This is a genomic window from Jilunia laotingensis (genome assembly GCF_014385165.1).
Lineage (GTDB): Bacteria > Bacteroidota > Bacteroidia > Bacteroidales > Bacteroidaceae > Bacteroides > Bacteroides laotingensis.
On record NZ_JACRTF010000001.1, the window covers coordinates 3,262,506 to 3,279,738 of the forward strand.

Annotated in this window: 14 protein-coding genes and 1 pseudogene; 7 read left to right on the forward strand and 8 right to left on the reverse strand. The window is 44.3% G+C overall.

Translation table 11 applies throughout. The features are described 5' to 3' along the window. Positions 1-300: 300 nt before the first annotated feature. The 4 genes from H8744_RS12420 to H8744_RS12435 form a co-directional block, all read right to left on the reverse strand. On the reverse strand, positions 301-2,448 hold the full coding sequence (locus tag H8744_RS12420; protein ID WP_262435134.1) for a GH92 family glycosyl hydrolase: 2,148 nt from the start codon (positions 2,446-2,448) through the stop codon (positions 301-303). A gap of 110 nt (positions 2,449-2,558) precedes the next feature. After that, a complete protein-coding gene (locus tag H8744_RS12425; protein ID WP_262435135.1) occupies positions 2,559-4,067 on the reverse strand; it encodes an L-lactate permease in 1,509 nt (502 codons plus the stop codon). A gap of 189 nt (positions 4,068-4,256) precedes the next feature. Then, on the reverse strand, positions 4,257-5,705 hold the full coding sequence (locus tag H8744_RS12430; RefSeq protein WP_262435136.1) for a DUF3868 domain-containing protein: 1,449 nt from the start codon (positions 5,703-5,705) through the stop codon (positions 4,257-4,259). Positions 5,706-5,732: 27 nt separating this feature from the next. Then, positions 5,733-6,320, reverse strand: coding sequence for a DUF3575 domain-containing protein (locus H8744_RS12435; protein WP_262435137.1), 588 nt, complete (start codon positions 6,318-6,320; stop codon positions 5,733-5,735). 204 nt (positions 6,321-6,524) lie between these two features. On the opposite strand from H8744_RS12435, the gene H8744_RS12440 reads away from it, so the two are divergent. Genes H8744_RS12440 through H8744_RS12450 form a run of 3 tightly spaced genes read left to right on the forward strand, consistent with a single transcriptional unit; the run spans position 6,525 to position 10,139 of the window. Next, positions 6,525-8,069, forward strand: a complete 1,545-nt coding sequence (locus H8744_RS12440) for an acyl-CoA carboxylase subunit beta (RefSeq protein WP_262435138.1) — start codon at positions 6,525-6,527, stop codon at positions 8,067-8,069. Positions 8,070-8,088: 19 nt separating this feature from the next. Beyond that, positions 8,089-9,600 (forward strand): acetyl-CoA carboxylase biotin carboxylase subunit, encoded by a 1,512-nt coding sequence (gene accC / locus H8744_RS12445; RefSeq protein WP_262435139.1) that lies wholly within the window; start codon positions 8,089-8,091, stop codon positions 9,598-9,600. Positions 9,601-9,614: 14 nt separating this feature from the next. Next, positions 9,615-10,139 (forward strand): biotin/lipoyl-containing protein, encoded by a 525-nt coding sequence (locus H8744_RS12450; RefSeq protein ID WP_262435140.1) that lies wholly within the window; start codon positions 9,615-9,617, stop codon positions 10,137-10,139. A gap of 111 nt (positions 10,140-10,250) precedes the next feature. On the opposite strand, the gene H8744_RS12455 is transcribed toward H8744_RS12450, so the two are convergent. Beyond that, positions 10,251-11,150: a DMT family transporter gene (locus tag H8744_RS12455; RefSeq protein ID WP_305067498.1), complete on the reverse strand. Its 900-nt coding sequence runs from the start codon at positions 11,148-11,150 to the stop codon at positions 10,251-10,253. A gap of 197 nt (positions 11,151-11,347) precedes the next feature. On the opposite strand from H8744_RS12455, the gene H8744_RS12460 reads away from it, so the two are divergent. Continuing rightward, positions 11,348-12,493: a metallophosphoesterase gene (locus H8744_RS12460; RefSeq protein WP_262435142.1), complete on the forward strand. Its 1,146-nt coding sequence runs from the start codon at positions 11,348-11,350 to the stop codon at positions 12,491-12,493. Here H8744_RS12460 and H8744_RS12465 read toward each other — a convergent pair. Further along, the gene (locus H8744_RS12465; protein WP_262435143.1) at positions 12,476-12,691 is read right to left on the reverse strand and encodes a hypothetical protein; all 216 of its coding nucleotides are present in this window, start codon (positions 12,689-12,691) and stop codon (positions 12,476-12,478) included. The two genes, H8744_RS12460 and H8744_RS12465, sit on opposite strands and share 18 nt — an antisense overlap. Positions 12,692-12,987: 296 nt before the next feature. Here H8744_RS12465 and H8744_RS12470 point away from each other — a divergent pair. From H8744_RS12470 to H8744_RS12480, 3 genes and pseudogenes are all read left to right on the forward strand, one after another. After that, a pseudogene (locus H8744_RS12470) lies at positions 12,988-13,167 on the forward strand (pyridoxamine 5'-phosphate oxidase family protein); the annotation flags it as partial. Positions 13,168-13,239: 72 nt separating this feature from the next. Beyond that, positions 13,240-14,148 (forward strand): helix-turn-helix domain-containing protein, encoded by a 909-nt coding sequence (locus tag H8744_RS12475; protein ID WP_262435144.1) that lies wholly within the window; start codon positions 13,240-13,242, stop codon positions 14,146-14,148. Between the two features lie 89 nt (positions 14,149-14,237). Further along, positions 14,238-15,239 carry an aldo/keto reductase gene (locus H8744_RS12480; RefSeq protein WP_262435145.1) on the forward strand — a complete coding sequence of 334 codons (1,002 nt, stop codon included), beginning with the start codon at positions 14,238-14,240 and terminating at the stop codon, positions 15,237-15,239. A gap of 63 nt (positions 15,240-15,302) precedes the next feature. Here H8744_RS12480 and H8744_RS12485 read toward each other — a convergent pair whose 3' ends face one another. Together H8744_RS12485 and H8744_RS12490 are read right to left on the reverse strand one after the other, a co-directional pair. Beyond that, positions 15,303-16,139, reverse strand: coding sequence for a fimbrillin family protein (locus H8744_RS12485; RefSeq protein WP_262435146.1), 837 nt, complete (start codon positions 16,137-16,139; stop codon positions 15,303-15,305). A gap of 27 nt (positions 16,140-16,166) precedes the next feature. Beyond that, entirely contained in the window at positions 16,167-17,045 is an 879-nt protein-coding gene (locus H8744_RS12490; protein WP_262435147.1) for a fimbrillin family protein, read from the reverse strand. Between the last annotated feature and the right edge of the window lie 188 nt (positions 17,046-17,233).

The window sequence follows — 17,233 nt, forward strand, 5'->3', positions numbered from 1 at the left end:
ATATAAATATTTACTTTATCGTTAATAGATTTTTTTCGGATGGTAAGTTTAGGCATTTTGGGGAGGTTGCGCAAATAGAGATGTTATCAATTCATGAATTTATAAGTATTTCGGTTGCCGTTCCGGAGCTAGACTTATTAATTCATGAATTATTACTCAATGCAAGCAAAAGGTGCTATATGTTTTCTCCTAGACACGGATTTCGCAGGATTATAAAGAAGAACACCGTTGCTATGTGTTTTGATTTGCATAGCAACGGTGAAATCTGTGTAATAGTATATAAAAGGGGATTGAAAGCTTTTATTCCATCGTAGTAATGACTAGTTCCTTTCCTTCCTTCAGAAGATCGTGGGAGATAAACCAGCCGTTTAACGGTTTTCCGTCATAGGTAATATCCGTTATCTTTTTCCCAGTTCCGCGTTTGCTGATGCTGAACTGAGTACCGTCACCCAAAGTAAAGTTCACTTTGTCGAACAAGGGAACAGTTACGATATATTCCGGGTCGGCAGGAGAATAGGTATAAAGTCCGAGGGCATTGAATACATACCAGGAAGACATTTCACCGGCATCGTCCATCCCCGAATAGGCAAGTTTATCGGCTCCCATGTCATAGAAGCGATCCATGATGCTGTCGAGCATACATTGTGCTTTCTCTTGTTTGCCGATGAAGTAATAGGTATAGGGCACGCTATGGTCGGGCTGGTTGCCGTGGCAGTAATTCCCGATGAATCCGGTCATGTTGTGCGCTTCGTATCCTCTCCAGGGTTCAGAGAAGAGTGAATCGAGTTTCATCTCCACAGCTTGTTTACTCGGATAGAGTGCAATCATTCCCTCCGGGTCGTGCGGGGCAAAGAACAAGGATTGCCAGGCGTTGGCTTCCCGGTACATGTAGGCGAAATAGGGATAGTAAGGATCGAAATCTTCGATCCATTCGCCATTGGCGATGCGTCCCCTCCAGAAACCGGTGCTGGGATCGAATAAGTTTTTATAGTTGCCGGAACGCTTCATCAGAAGTTCGTAGTTGCTTTGGTCATTCAGGGTTTTGGCGATCAATGCCGTTGCATAATCATCATAAGCGTATTCTATGGTTTTTGTAACGGCAGCTTTGTATTCATCCCAGGTGGGGACATTGGTGGTATCTTTTTCAGCAATCCATCCTTTTTCGATGTATTCGTCCAGATAAGGTCTGCCACCGTGTCCGGGAACTGTGGCGTTTTTCAATAATAGTTTGTAGGCACGTTCTAGGTCGAAACCTTTCAGTCCGCGCAGGTAACTTCCGGCAACGAAGGTGGAGGCGTGGTCCCCATGAAAGAAAGTGGGCATGTATCCGTTTCTTTTCTCTCCTTTGTCTGTGATGGATTGGATCACATCGACGGCAACATCGGGCGAGAGCATACCCAGTAAAATGAGTTTGTTGCGATAGTCGTCCCAGAAAGAAGGGTCTGTATAATAGCGGAAACCGTTATTGACCACTTCCCCTTTGGCATCGGTATATTCTCCGTTCACATCGCTCCGCAGGGCTGGCCATAGAAAGGAACGGTACAGGCAGGAATAAAAGATGCCCTTTTCGCGTTCGCTGCCTCCGGACACAAGTATCTTTGATAACTGCTGTTGCCACGTATCGTTGGCCTCTTCACGTACTTGTGCAAAGCTCTTATCGATCATCTCTTTTTCAAGATTCATTTTGGCGTTGTCGATGCTTACAAAAGAGAAACCGATTTTTAGTTCGAGCGGTTGGGCGTTTTTGCTGTCCTCGAAGTCAATTAGGGATACTTCGTGTTTCTCGTCCTTGACTTGTCCGATCTCTTTTATTTTGAAATTGGAAGTAGCGTAGAAATACATCTTCTCGCCTGCTTGCTGGAATCCGGCAAATGTGTGGTCGTTTACCTTTTTGATTTCCCAATCGCTCACATGGTTGTTGGTACGGGTCATGTCCGCCAGGAGCTTTTTATCCTCTTTTTGGGGGAAGGTATATTTATGATAGGCGCAACGCAGGGTAGAGGTCAGTTCAGCATTGACGTTGTATCTGTCGAGAAATACCTGATAGTAGCCCGGATGTGCCGATTCGTTCCGGTGGCTGTAGCCCGAGCAGAAATTGCTTGGGGAAATAGTACCGGTGACAGGGAGCAACGGTATGTGCAACAGGTTCCAATGTCCTTTGTTGGTATGCGTGAAACCATAAATTACCGAATCTTCGTACTGATAGCCCGCCCCGCTACGGTATTGGGTGACAGGGCTTAACTGTACCATCGCATTGGGAAGCGAGGCTCCGGGGAACACTTCGGCTCCCCATGTGCGTTGTTTCCAGGTACGGACGTAGCCCAGGTCTTCCGGTTCCCAGAGAGTGGCTGTTCCCAAAAGGGGATTAACATAATCGGTTAACTGTTTTGCCGGTTTACAGCTTGTGATCAAAACTGATAGTAGTACAAAAAGATAATACTTTTTCATGTCAAAAATGTTAGTTATATAGTGTGTTTTATTGTCTTATGATGTTGTTTGTATCTCTACTCTGATAATTAGGGCTCAAATATAAAGATTTTTGTTCAATCTACCCATCCTCAACTGAAAATAAAGACAATGATACCGGTTATTACCACATATACGAGTGCATAAGGAATGGCGGATTTCAATATCTCACCTTCTTTCCCTTGCTGGCTACTGGCTGAAGTTGCGATGGCTATGCTCTGTGGAGAGATAATCTTACCGCCCGTTGCACCTACGGTATTGGCTGCCGACAGCCAGTCGGGACTTACGTTGATATGACCTGCCACACTGGCTTGCAGCTTTCCGAAAAGGATATTGGAGGAGGTATCGCTACCGGTGATGAACGTACCCAGACAGCCGATAACCGGTGCAAAGAGAGGATACAGGCTGCCTGTTGCCGTGGCAAGGGCAGTAGCTATCACTGAAATCATTCCCGCTGTATCCATAATAGTGGAAAGACCTACGAGGCAGATCACCGTGATGAAAGTTTTTTTCAACTGTTTGGTAGTACTCCAAAGCACGGTGAATAATTCTTTGACGGTAGCTCCCTGGATCAGTCCACCGATAAATGAGCCGATGAAGAGCAAAACGCCCGCATGAGTAAGCCAGGATATGGTATAATGTACGGTCGAACCGTTTATGGGAAGGCTGATCCGTGTCACCCAATTGTTCTCCAGCGTGCCTCTTAGTGTAGGAAACAGAGGACTGGTGATGATAATCAGTGCAAGGATAAGTAAATAGATGCTCCACGCACTGATAATATCTTTCGTTTTAAGTGATATCTTAGGTTCTTTTTCCTTTTTATCCTTTTTGCGGGAGGTAAGCTTTCCATAGAGTACGATGACGATAATGGAAAGGATACTACCGATGATGGCAGGTGATTCCGCACCCATGTAACGTGCAGCGGCATATTGGCTTACAAGGGATACACCGCCTACAAGTAATGCTAGAAAAACATTCTTCGGGAGTGATTTCAGTTTCGGATCGGTGAGGAAGAGCAATGCCAGGGGAACCAGGAACATCAGTACTGAAAGTTGCAGCACGACATTCGTACTTAAGTTGAGTACATCGAGATTGGTTTCTTTCGCCAGTACCAGTACCGGTGTGCCGATGGCTCCGAAAGCGGTGGCGACACTGTTGGCTATCAGACTGACTACGGCAGAGAAAACCGGTTTGAATCCCAGGCTGATAAGGATCGCGGCAGGGATGGCAACGGCTGTTCCGAAGCCTGCCATAGCTTCGAGGAGTCCACCGAACCCCCATGTCAACAGTAACACCTGTATGCTCTTGTCGGTAGAGATGGAGGAGAATTGCTGTTTGATGGTTTCCATCTTTTGGGTTTTCAGCAAAACATTGTAACTGAAAATTGCCATCAGGATAATGATCAATATCGGTGATATGGCTTTTAGCGCACCGTAAAGGAAAGAGAAGGCTAAGTTCCCCAAGGAGAAATGAAAGCCCAAAAAGGCGATGACCATTGTTACTATCAGTGATATGACACTACTTTTATCACCGGACATTTTTAAAAATGCCATTAATACTATCAGGAGCAAAACTGGAATAATCGCAAGGAAGAGTGTCATAATCGTCAGCTTTTATGGTTAGTAATTCTATAACAAAACTAACGATGGTTTTGATGGTTGGGAAAGGATTTTTTTTCTATAATCCGGTGGATTAATTATAAGTAAGGCTGCCTCATCTTTTATTATGGGCAGCCTATATACTTATTTATTTTAATCACAAAGATCAGTGTGCTTATTCTTCAGTTCTTCTTATTTTTTCTTTGCATTCAATATTTTCTGTAACTGTTTCATATTTCCTTTAGCCGCTTCATTACCCATTTGGGCTGCTTGGCTGAAGTTAGCGATGGCTTGGTTGATGTCTCCGTTGAGGAAATAGTATACACCACTGTTGTTGAGGTATTCAGCTGTCTGCTTGTTGGCTTTTTCCATGAATCGCATGGCAGTCTTTATGTCTTTTCTGCTTAATGCTACAGCTGCCGAGTTGAGGTTGGCTACCGGATCATTCGGATACATGCGCACAGCGATATCGAATACATTGACAAAATCGTCACTGCCTTTCGGATAGCTGTTGGCTACCTGATACATTTCATTCAAACTCAGATATTTCGGATTTGTCTTGATAACGATACGGCCTTGTTGAACATCGAAGTTGGCAACCGTATACTCTAATTTCAAGTTCACTTTACGAAGTCCCGGGTAAATCTCCTTCAACATGGTGCGGTATGGAGCGCCACCGCCTACACGCATAATCTCTTTTTTGCGCAAAGCATCATCGGAAGTATTCTTTATGATACTGATAAATGTTTCTTTATCTTTCATGGAAGAAGTTTCCAATGCTTTCACTAATCCGTCCCAGTTCTCACCACCGAAAGATACCTTGTAAAGGTTAGCCGGAATCTTCTCATTGGTTGTGAGATATTTCTTCAGGGCTTCAGCGCGGTTCTGAGAAAGTTTTTCATTCAGTTTCAGCGGGCCTTCCGGTGAAGCGAATCCTTCGATGCTTATACCCGTAACCGTAAGGTTCTTATCGTTTTGGATTTTGTCGAACATCGTTTGGATATTCGTCAATTCCTTATGGTTGTTCATGAATTCAGGGAGGATCACTGCTTTGTTTACCGGGAAATCCAGATGTGCTTCGTATTGTTCGCTACGTTCCTTAACCACTTCCACGGCCGGTTGGATGTAGGCTACTATCGGTGCCATAGCTGCAAGACGTTTGGCCTCGGTAGAGACATCGTTACTGATGAGTTCCTGAGCAATCATTTCTTCATTGTTACCGCATCCGCATAGGTTTTCCACCAAATTCAGGGAGGCGTTTTCCATCCACGGTTCGTAAGGGATCACTTGGGTATAGTCCAGTACACCTCTTTTTTCGTAAGGGATCACGATTCCTGCGGGAAGTTCCTGTTTGATGGCTATGCCGCGAATATAAGCTTTTTGACGGCGACGACCGTTAATGATGATATTTTCCAGTGCAACGTTGTGCTGTCCGTCCGTCAATAGCGGAGTAAGCGTAAGCGAACGTTGAGGGCTTACTGCGAGGTTCGACATATCGATTTTCATATCGATATAAAGGGAGTTCCCTTGTTGCCAAAGCGACACGTCGGAAAGGCTGAGGGCATCATTGTAAAGTTTCTGGGCACCTGCAGGTAGCGCAATCACCAGAGCCAGTAATAAATATACAATTTTTGTTTTCATTGTTAATGAGGGTTTAGAGATTGTTTTTTATTTGATAGTATAAATGAAGCTAAGACCTATCTTGGTAGGACCGAAGTAATCTTTGGTATTATGCCCGAGCTTCTTTCCATTATCGCCCGGTTCATACTTATCGTATTTGATACGGGCGTATCCGATGCCGATAGTGGCTTCCATGCTCCATCTATGTTTCAGTATCCATTGATAACCATAGGAAATGCCGGCACCATAGAGCTTACCGTCGTAACGGTCGTGTCCCAAGCCGAACATGTCGAGGTTGCTGACATCCACATCAGCGTAATGTCCGTGGAGTCCAAAGAAGCTGCCGTTGAAACGTTCGCAGAGCCAGTAACGCAACTCCGGTTGTACGAGCCAATGTTTGAATTGTTTGTTGTCGGAGAACTTCCAAGGGTTGTAATTGCCCGAAATGTCGAGTGTCAGTTTCTTTGCCAAGCCAAGCTCTATTCCGAGGTTGGGGGTACTGGTAGCCCAATAGAGGGCATTTGTCTTGATAGCAAATTTGGGTAGATAAGTCTGATCTCCCATTCTCTGGGCATACGCGCCTGTAGCAAAAACGAGTAGGAATCCTACTGCTAAAAATAATCTGAATCTTTTCATTTTCGTTTTGGTATAGGTTTTACTATTAATGATATGCTACAACATTTGCGATGACAAATTTGTTTTCGTAGAATCAAAGTTCTATTTGTTATTAAATTTATGTTTAACGACAGAACTGTTAACTTTTAAGGGACTTATGTGTTATAATTTAAAAGAAGACTGATTATAAAGGACAGAATATACAATTTAGAAATATTATAGCCTATGAAAGAGCTTATAACTCGGCTGGAAGAGATGAACCGGAAAGCTGAAAAAGGCGGCGGAGACGCACGCATCGAGAAACAACATGCAGCTGGTAAGCTGACAGCACGCGAACGCATTGATATGCTTCTGGAAAAGGGGTCGTTTATCGAACTTGATAAACTGGTAACTCATCGTTGCACGGACTTTGGCATGGAGAAGCAAAAAATACCCGGAGACGGTGTCGTGACCGGATACGGAATGATCGGCAAACGGCTGGTATATGTATTTGCACAGGACTTTACGGTTTTCGGAGGGGCACTTTCCGAAACGTATGCCAAGAAAATATGTAAGGTAATGGATATGGCAATGCAGATGGGGGCACCCATCATCGGACTGAATGACTCGGGAGGTGCCCGTATTCAGGAAGGTGTGCGGTCTTTGGCGGGTTACGCGGAGATATTCCTTCGCAACTCCCTCGCTTCGGGAGTGATACCGCAGATAAGTGCCATCATGGGGCCGTGTGCCGGAGGTGCTGTTTATTCACCTGCATTGACCGATTTTATCCTGATGGTGAAGAACTCCGGTTACATGTTTATCACGGGACCCGACGTAGTAAAGAGCGTTACCCAGGAAGAGGTAAGCAAGGATGACCTGGGAGGAGCAGGGGTACATACTACGATATCCGGAGTTGCCCATCTTTCCGCTGAGAACGATATAGAATGTATCAATTACATCCGGGAATTGATTTCTTACCTTCCCGGCAACAACATGGAAGAACCCCCGTTTGTAGCAACCAGTGACTCGCCTACACGACTGACTCCGGAGCTTTCCGCCTTGGTTCCCACGAATCCGAACCAACCTTACGACATCAAGGAAATGATCCGTTCCGTAGCCGATGACAACAGTTTCTTCGAGTTGCAGGAAGAGTATGCGAAGAATATTGTGATCGGGTATATCCGTTTGAACGGAAAGACGGTCGGAGTGGTGGCAAACCAGCCTATGGTGCTTGCCGGGACACTCGATATCAATGCTTCCGTGAAAGCTGCTCGTTTCGTCCGTTTCTGCGATGCTTTCAACATTCCGCTTTTGACATTGGTCGATGTGCCGGGATTCCTTCCGGGCGTAGACCAAGAATACGGAGGCATCATCCGCAATGGAGCCAAACTGCTGTATGCTTATTGTGAAGCGACCGTCCCGAAAGTGACCGTCATCACTCGTAAGGCTTATGGAGGTGCTTATGACGTGATGAGTTCCAAACATATCCGGGGAGATATCAATCTGGCATTCCCGACTGCCGAAATTGCTGTGATGGGACCGGACGGTGCCGTGAATATACTTTTCCGTAAGGAAATAGACAAGGCGCAGAATGCCGAAACCAAGCGCAAGGAGTTGCAGGACGATTATCGTGGTAAATTTGCCAATCCGTACCGTGCTGCCGAACTGGGCTATGTGGATGAAGTGATCGATCCTGCCATTACGCGCTTGCGCCTGATACGCAGTTTCGAAATGCTGGCTAACAAACGCCAGTCCAATCCGCCTAAGAAACACTCTAACATCCCACTTTAATGCCGAGGAGGACATCGTTATGATAAAAAAGATATTAGTTGCTAACCGTGGCGAGATTGCCATGCGTATTTTCCGTACTTGCCGGGTGATGAATATTGCCACGGTGGCCATATATACCCGTGTAGACCGGGGGGCACTCCATGTACGGTATGCCGAAGAAGCTTATTGCATTTCAGACTCACCCGAAGATACTTCCTACCTGAAACCGGAGAAGATACTTGCCATCGCCAAGAAGACGGGAGCTGCCATTCATCCGGGATACGGATTCCTTTCGGAGAATGCGGATTTCGCACGCCGCTGTGAGGAAGAAGGGGTGATCTTTATCGGGCCGAGTGCCGATATAATTGCCAAAATGGGTATTAAGACGGAGGCACGAAAGATCATGAGGGAAGCCGGATTGCCCATTGTGCCCGGGACGGAGAATCCCGTGAAAGGTATCGAGGAAGCAAAGAAAGTGGCTGCCGAGGTAGGATACCCGATCATGCTGAAGGCCTTGGCCGGAGGTGGAGGAAAAGGGATGCGTCTGGTACATTCGGAAGAAGAGGTGGAAGAGGCATTGCGCTTGTCACAGTCCGAGGCCGGAAGTTCGTTCGGCAATAATGCCGTTTATATCGAGAAGTATATTGAGAATCCGCATCATATAGAGGTGCAGATTTTAGGAGATAAATATGGAAATGTAGTCCATCTGTATGAACGCGAATGTTCTATTCAGAGGCGTAATCAGAAGGTTATCGAGGAATCACCGTCGCCTTTTGTAAAGGATGAAACCCGTGCCAAGATGTTTAAGGTAGCCGTGGAAGCTTGCAAGAAGATCGGTTATTACAGCGCGGGGACGCTTGAGTTCATGATGGATAAGGATCAGAATTTCTATTTCCTCGAGATGAATACCCGTCTTCAGGTGGAACATCCTGTGACGGAAGCGTGTACGGGTGTGGACTTGGTTCGCGATATGATACAGGTAGCTGCCGGCAATCCTTTGCCTTACAAACAGGAAAACATCGAATTTCGCGGGGCTTCCATCGAATGCCGTATTTATGCGGAAGATCCGGAGAATAATTTTATGCCTTCACCCGGTGTCATCACGGTACGCGAGGCTCCCGAAGGACGTAATCTTCGTCTGGATAGTGCCGCCTATGCCGGTTTCGAGGTATCGCTCCATTATGACCCGATGATTGCGAAGCTCTGTTGCTGGGGACGTACCCGTGAATCTGCCATCTCGAATATGGCTCGTGCCCTTCGGGAGTATAAGATTCTCGGCATCAAGACTACCATCCCTTTCCACCAACGTGTGTTGAAGAATGCCGCTTTCCTGAAAGGGGAGTACGATACTACATTTATTGACACCCGTTTTGACAAGGAGGATTTAAAGCGTAGGCAGAACACCGATCCTACGGTGGCGGTGATTGCTGCTACCCTGAAGCATTACGAGCAAGAGAAGGAGGCGGCTTCGAGGGCAACCACGCTTCCCGTAGTGGGCGATTCTCTTTGGAAATATTATGGCAAGTTGCAGATGACTGCCAATAACTATTAAAATATGGAATGTTTATGAATACAATATTAGCAACCTATTATGCCCATATACAGGATGTACCCGGCAGTGAATACAAGGTGGAAATTCTGGAAGACGGGCCTATCAAGAAAGTGGCTGTGAATGGGAAGATTTATGAGGTGGATTATAATGTAGGGGGCGACTCCATCTATTCCATCATCATAGATAATCATTCGCACGGTGTACAGATTTCTCCCAATTCTCATTCATCCTATACCATCATGAATAAAGGAGAACTTTTCCAGATTGAACTGAAAAGTGAGATGGAGAAGATTCACAATGCCCACAGTGGTTCCGATAGCATCGGCAGACAGGTAGTGGAAGCCCCTATGCCGGGTGTGATCCTCAAGACATATGTGAAGAAAGGGGATGAAGTGAAGAAAGGTGATCCACTCTGTGTATTGGTGGCCATGAAAATGGAAAACGAAATCCGTTCGACAACGGACGGAGTGGTGAAAGAGATTTTCGTAGAAGAAAACATGAAAGTGGGACTGAACGACCGGATTATGGTGGTAGAATAATTTCCGTTTCATCTTAACCGCATTATCAATATATGTAATGACCCGTAACAATAGATGTGAAGGGGCGTTACATATATTGTTATTTATAAGGAGGTGTAGTCTGGCAGCTTTTTATCTAGAGGATCGTTTTTCTCTGAGTATGACGATGCTCACAGCGGAAACAATCAGCAGGATACCCACCATTCCTTCTATGGTAAACCGTTCCTTGAATGCCAATGCCCCGATGACTACTGCCGTTAAAGGTTCCATGGCTCCGAATATGGAAGTAAGTGTGGGTCCGATGTATTTCACAGCTTTCACCAATGTCATATTCGAGATGGCTGTTGCCGGTAAAGCCAGTCCGAGAATGTACAACCAGGCATGACCGTCCGTTACTAGCCGGATGCCGCTTGTGAAACATCCGCAGACAATGAAAAGGAGTGCCCCGATCGCCATCACGTAGCAAGTCAGTACGGTTGAATTGATTTCTACTGCACGGCTTTTCCTGACTCCGATGATATAGCCGGCATAGGCAAAGATGGAGATGCACGCTGTAAGGATGCCTAATGTGGAATTACCACCTGTATGATCGATATTTCCGGTAGAAAGTAAAACAGCTCCGATGATGGACATCAGGATGGCTGTGATGACCCATCCCGATCTTTTTTCTTTGAAGAATATCATCATCGTCATGGCTACCGCCAGCGGATACATAAAGTGGATGATGGAGGCGACACCGCTTGAAATGTTCTGGTAGGCGATCACCAGACTCAGTGAAGTAGCCGCCCGGAACAGGCTGAGCCAGAAGACGGTGATGAACGCTTTACCGCTTAAACGAAAATTACAGCCGGTCAGCAAACCGAAGATTACCAAGGTTGCCGAAGCCACTCCCCAACGGTAACTCAACACCTCGAATGATGAGAAACCGATGCTGAGAAGCAGGATGGAGAAGAAGGGTGCCAGTCCGAAAGTTGAAGAGGACACCGCTGCATATAAGATACCTTTTAGTTTGTTGCTAGGGTTACGAATCATTTGCTTCCTGTTATTATCCGTTATTTTACTTTCTATATCCTTGCCTGTCATTTGTCTTTATCTGTTTTTGACAAAGATTTTAATGAATTTATCACCTGCTTTCGATTAAGGTGCAAAGATATTACTATTTTTGCGAACTTTACTTGAGTAGGTTCATTTATACCATTGGATAATATGCTTATTTTAACGAGATAATTATGAAATTTATAGTATTGGCCATTTTGATTCTGACGTTGCCGGATCTTTATATTTGGTTCTCTTTTGTACGTGGAAATGTCGGTTTGGTCTGGAAGATTCTTTACTGGGTACCTTTGCTCGCTACGTTGATGTGCATTGGTTTTGCCTTGATGGGAGTTCATCAGCCTTTGTTGTTGAAACTCTTTTTTATGCTATTGCTTTGTATAGCAATTCCTAAATTACTCTTTACCGTGGTTTCGCTTGCGGGACGCGGTGTCGGATTGTTGCTTCCTGCGGCTGCTAAAATTGGTAATTGGACGGGAGTTGCCGTGTCGTTCGTTTCCATCGGCATATTTATCTATGGGCTGACTTCCGGATGGAAGGAACTGGTAACAAAAGAAATAACGGTAACATCGGCAGATGTGCCGGAAGCTTTCAATGGCTACCGTCTGGTACAACTGTCGGATATTCATATCGGAACGTTCATCGGGAATGAAGAGTTTGTACAGCGTTTGGTGAAGGAAGTGAACGACCTCCATCCCGACTTGATTGTTTTTACGGGCGATTTGGTAAATTCTTCAGCGGATGAATTGGATAATTTTATGGAAATCCTGCCGCAGTTACGGGCAAAGGATGGTGTATATTCCATTCTCGGCAATCACGATTATTGCGAATACCATCATTATGATACTCCCGATGGGGCACGGAGCAATTTGCGCGAAGTGATAAGGCGTGAACGGGGATTCGGATGGGACGTATTGTTGAATGAACACCGCTTTATCCACCGGGGAACGGACAGCATCGCTATCATAGGCGTTGAGAATGAGGGGAAGCCACCTTTCCCTTCTTTTGCTGATCTGCCTAAGGCTATGAAAGGGGTGTCCGATGATGTTTATAAGATATTGTTGAGCCATGACCCTTCCCATTGGAGGCGAGAAGTGCTGCCGGAAACGGATATACAGTTGACTTTGTCGGGACATACTCATGCCATGCAGTTGATGATCGGAAACTTTTCTCCGGCTCAATGGGCCTATCGTGAATGGGGCGGTGCGTATCAGGAAGATAAGCACATGTTGTATGTCAGTCTGGGTATCGGTGGGACGGTTCCTTTCCGTTTCGGTGCATGGCCGGAAATAAATGTCATCACATTAAAGCGACCGGAGTGATGAAGAGCCGGATTCCTCGCTATACTTTTTATGAAATGAAGTATGGGGATTATGAAGCGGCTCCGTGGAATGTATTCTTCCGTATTCAAAGATACGTTGTTTATCCAGCATCTCTCCTTTTTCGATTGGCAAAAGTCCTCTTCCTGTCTGCACCTGCCGGGTGAATTGCATCGACAGATTCTCTTGTTTCTGGAACATATGAAGACAGAGATAAGCTTATACAAACAAAATGACATGCATGTGTTGAGAGCCTTTTAGCAAAATAAAGAACGATCGACACGGATAGGAATGCATGTTTCTTGTATCTTGCAAAACTAGTATTTTAACTACATGTTAATATAGATACCTTAAATGCAAGAAATAGTTATTTTACATATTAAGAGTATATACTTTTATTGATCTCGGCTTAAAGTCTTTTCTAAAATATCTTCCGAAATAGGTTTTGATCCGTTTTTAGTGCTTCTCACGCCTCTATAATCTCGAGAAAGTGACATATGCTGAAAGGAGAAATGGAAGTGCTGACAGATGCAAAAAGTAAAGAATTGGTATGGAGGGAAGGTGATGAGATGTATTACAAGGAAGGAGTGGCCGATCCCGATTATTGTGTGTTGCGGTTTACTGCATTCTCCGGAAGATATTACAGCAATTTTAAATCAGAAGATTTTATTGTCTGAAGAATACTTTTGGGGGAGTTCCGAAGTTATAGTATATATGCCTTCATATGTTCTACTTCATAATAATAAGTCATGCCTGAAACTATTACTCAGTTTTATAAAAGAATACAACGTAATGACCCCACGTTAGATGGTGGTTATTCACGGGAGAAACCCTATTTTAATATTTTCTCCCGGCAATGTAATTTCGGTACGGTACAGTTTAGTTATAGGGATTTTTACAAAGTTACTGTGATAATGGGTATAGGGAAATTGTACTATGCTGATAAGTGGATTTTGGTAGACCGTCCCGCTTTATTGTTTTCCAATCCTCTGGTCCCTTATGCCTGGGAATCTATAAGTGAGGAACAAGAAGGAAGGTTCTGCATCTTTAATGAGCCATTTGTCAAGGCGGAAGAAAAGAATAATTCTTTATCCGAAACCCCATTGTTTAAGATTTCGGGGGATAAAGTTTTCTTTTTGGATGATCTGCAACTCTCTGGAATTCTGGATATCTATGCACGGATGCAAGAAGAAATCAACTCTGATTACTTCGGAAAACAGGATGTATTGCGCTGTTATCTTCATCTGTTGATTCATATGGCAATGAAGATGCAGGATACTAATCGGTATGAAGCCCATCCGAATGCTTCCCAACGTATTGTTGAATTGTTTATGGAATTGTTGGAAAGGCAGTTCCCTGTCGATTATCCCAATACCATACTTGTTTTACGTACACCTTCTGATTATGCAAGCCGTTTGTCGATACATATCAACCATTTAAATAAAGTAGTTAAAGAGATAACGGGAAAAACGACCTCCGATTGGATTGCAGAGAGAATAACCAGGGAAGCTACCCAATATCTCATGCATACTAAACTTTCTATTTCAGAAATCGCTTATGGTTTAGGATTTGAAACAGTTTCTTATTTCAGTAAGTTCTATCGTAAACAGATGGGAAATGCACCTTCCAAAATTAGATTGGAAGTGGGATACGAATGATTATTTGATTTGTTCAAATGATAGTTTGAATAGTGCCAATCTCCCCGTGTGCTATCATCTAATTTTGTACCGAATAAAAAAGAAGGATTATGAAGTACAGAAAATTAGGTAAAACGGATGTGCGGCTTTCCGCTATCGGTTTGGGGTGTATGGGTATGAGTGCTGCATACGGCAATTCCGATGAAAAAGAAAATATGGCTACACTGTATCGTGCATTGGAGATAGGGGTCAATTTTTGGGATACTGCCGATGTGTATGGAAACGGTGCAAATGAAGAGTTATTATCCAAAGTATTGCTTGAGAAGCGGAACGATATTTTTATTGCTACAAAATTCGGCTTCCGATTACGAAAGAACCGGGGGAGTGTTTTTGCCGGTGGGGAAAGTTATGTAGACTGCTCTCCCGGATATGTCCGGCAAGCTGTGGAGGCAAGTTTGAAACGATTGAAAATAGAGACTATTGATTTGTATTATGCCCATCGGATAGATCCCTTAATTCCTATTGAAGAAACGATTGGTGCAATGGCTGATTTGGTGAAGGAGGGTAAGGTGCGCTATTTGGGCTTGAGCGAATGTTCTGCCGAAACCTTGCGAAAGGCTTATGCCGTCCATCCGATAGCTACCGTTGAAAGTGAATATTCTTTGCTGACACGTGATGTGGAAAATGATATATTGCCATTGACCAAGGAATTGGGGGTTACTTTTGTCCCTTTTTCCCCATTGGCTAGGGGATTGATGACTAATACAGTAAATGTAGACGCATTAGGGGATGATGATTTCCGAAAACAATTACCGCGTTATAAAGGTGCGCATTGGGACAATAATCGTAACCTGGCTACTGAATTTGCCGTACTTGCTGAAAGCAGAAACATGACTCCGGCTCAACTTGCTTTAGCTTGGATATTGGCAAAAAGTGAAAACATCATACCGATACCGGGAACGAAAAGAATCAAATATCTGGAAGAAAATGCTAAGGCTGCCGATATGCATTTATCTCCCGGAGATGTGGCATGTATCGAATCTCTTCTAAAGAAATTTCCAAATGTGGGTGATCGTTACAATGAATCTGAATTTAAATTTGTGAATAAATAATATCGGAGGAGATAAGGGAGAGTAGGGGATTGGCTATTGCAATGAATTGATTTGCTTTATAATTTAATTAATCGATATCGTATAGACTGTGCCGGCAAGGAAGTTTCCGGATGTAGGTTTAATCAGATATTTACGTGGAAGCAATGCTCCCAAAATGGATGCTTCCAGTATATAACTTGGTACATCAGCGGGAACCATCAAAGGATTGGTGGCAGTCAAACTTGCTTTGGTGAAAGTAATATCGATCGTACTGCTGCCATAAGTGATGATGCCTGTTTCCATATTCATGGAACCTGTGTTTCTGACCCCCAATATTTTCACGCTTGTAAGCAATGAACCCAACAGAGAAGTATTCAGTTGGATTTGCGTTAACTTATGATTGAATGTCAGAATAGCAGTACCTCCGGGGGTATAACTGCCATTAGGAGTGCTGGCAGCATACATAATGTCTTCCTGTCCACTAAGGGTGAAATTATAAGTTGGGGCAATTCCGTTTCCCGGTGCAGTGATGTAGTTGGCTCCGCTAGAAGCGGTAGTACGTGGATAATAACCGTAGAAGACGACTCTTTTTCCTCCCATCGGATAGTATAGTTTGGGTGAAAAAGTCAACTGATTCCCACTTATGCCACTGGGAGCAATATTGGTTTGTAAAGGAGAGGGAGTCCAGGGAAATGTTCCGGAAGTCGTCCCTTCCGCTACTTCGTAGATTCCCAATGAACTGGCTGTGATATCGCTTATAGTATTGACGATGGCACGTGTCTTTGGATTCATTTCTGCAACAGCGAGCCGAACCGGAACAGGAAGTTCCCCGCAAGCGGGAAACTCCTCTTCCAAATCATTACCACAGCTTGTCAGCGACAGTAATGCTATGCCTGTCAGTAATCGGATGGACAGCTTCATTGCCTCGATTCATACTTTGAATGAGATTTACTGGATAGTGGCGGTTCCACTACCACCGGTGACCCATGCAGTGATAATGGCAGTAGCTGTAATTTCTTTAGGTGTAAAGGTCAATATAATGTTGTGCGCCTTCCCTGTTTCGGTAGTAAGAGTAACTGTTACATCGGGATAGGTCACGCCATCAGCGATGATGCCCAGTTTTACACTTGTAGCTCCGCTTTTCACCATCGGATAAACCGTAGCCGTGGTACCTGGATCGGCACTGATAGGAAAAGTTCCGGTCAGTGTAAAACCACTTCCCACAGGATTATAAGTGAGAGAGCCATCATTGAGATTAAGCGAAGCCGGGGTTTGTTGGTCTTTCACGCTAATACTGGTGACATTCTTGCCGGATGTAGGAAAACCTGCACCTGCCTTGAATGTGAATTGCAATTGAGTCAGTAAGTGATTAAAAGTAAATGCCAGAGGATTACTGGTGGTTTTACTGCCACTCGCTTCTGCAGTAATCATTACGTCATTCGATCCGTCTGTTTCAGTAAAAGTAACTGTGTTACCAGAAAGAGTCCCTGCTGGGTAGTATCCTTTGATATAAACCGTACTGCCGTTTGTTGGATAATATTGCTGTGGGGTGAAAGAGAAGGTAGGAGATGCGGTTGTGGAAGCTGTAAAGTTGGCAGTAGCATTCCATAGATTCGTGCTGTAATCACCTGTAGTTGCAGAAGCTACAAACTTTGCAGTAATAGCTTGTCCGGTATTGACCGGAGCTTTCGTTTTTATTTCAAATATATCTGCATTTAATTTGATTTCTACACGTGAAGTATCGGTAGGAGGACTGCATTCGTCCTCATCGGAGCTACACCCATACATTAGGGAAGCGACCATTGCCAAAAACATAAATTTCTTCATACATCAAGGTTTTTTAAGTGGATTTTTTTGATTCGACAGGACTTTAAAGCATTGCTTTTTCCTGTTTGCCGTTATAACAATAGTTATATGCAAATGTTTTCCAGAGTTGTCTGTTTAGAAATAAAAAGGAGTGGGTTTAAAAATGCTGAACTTATTTTGTTTGGAATTCGTTATCAATGTCACTGTTA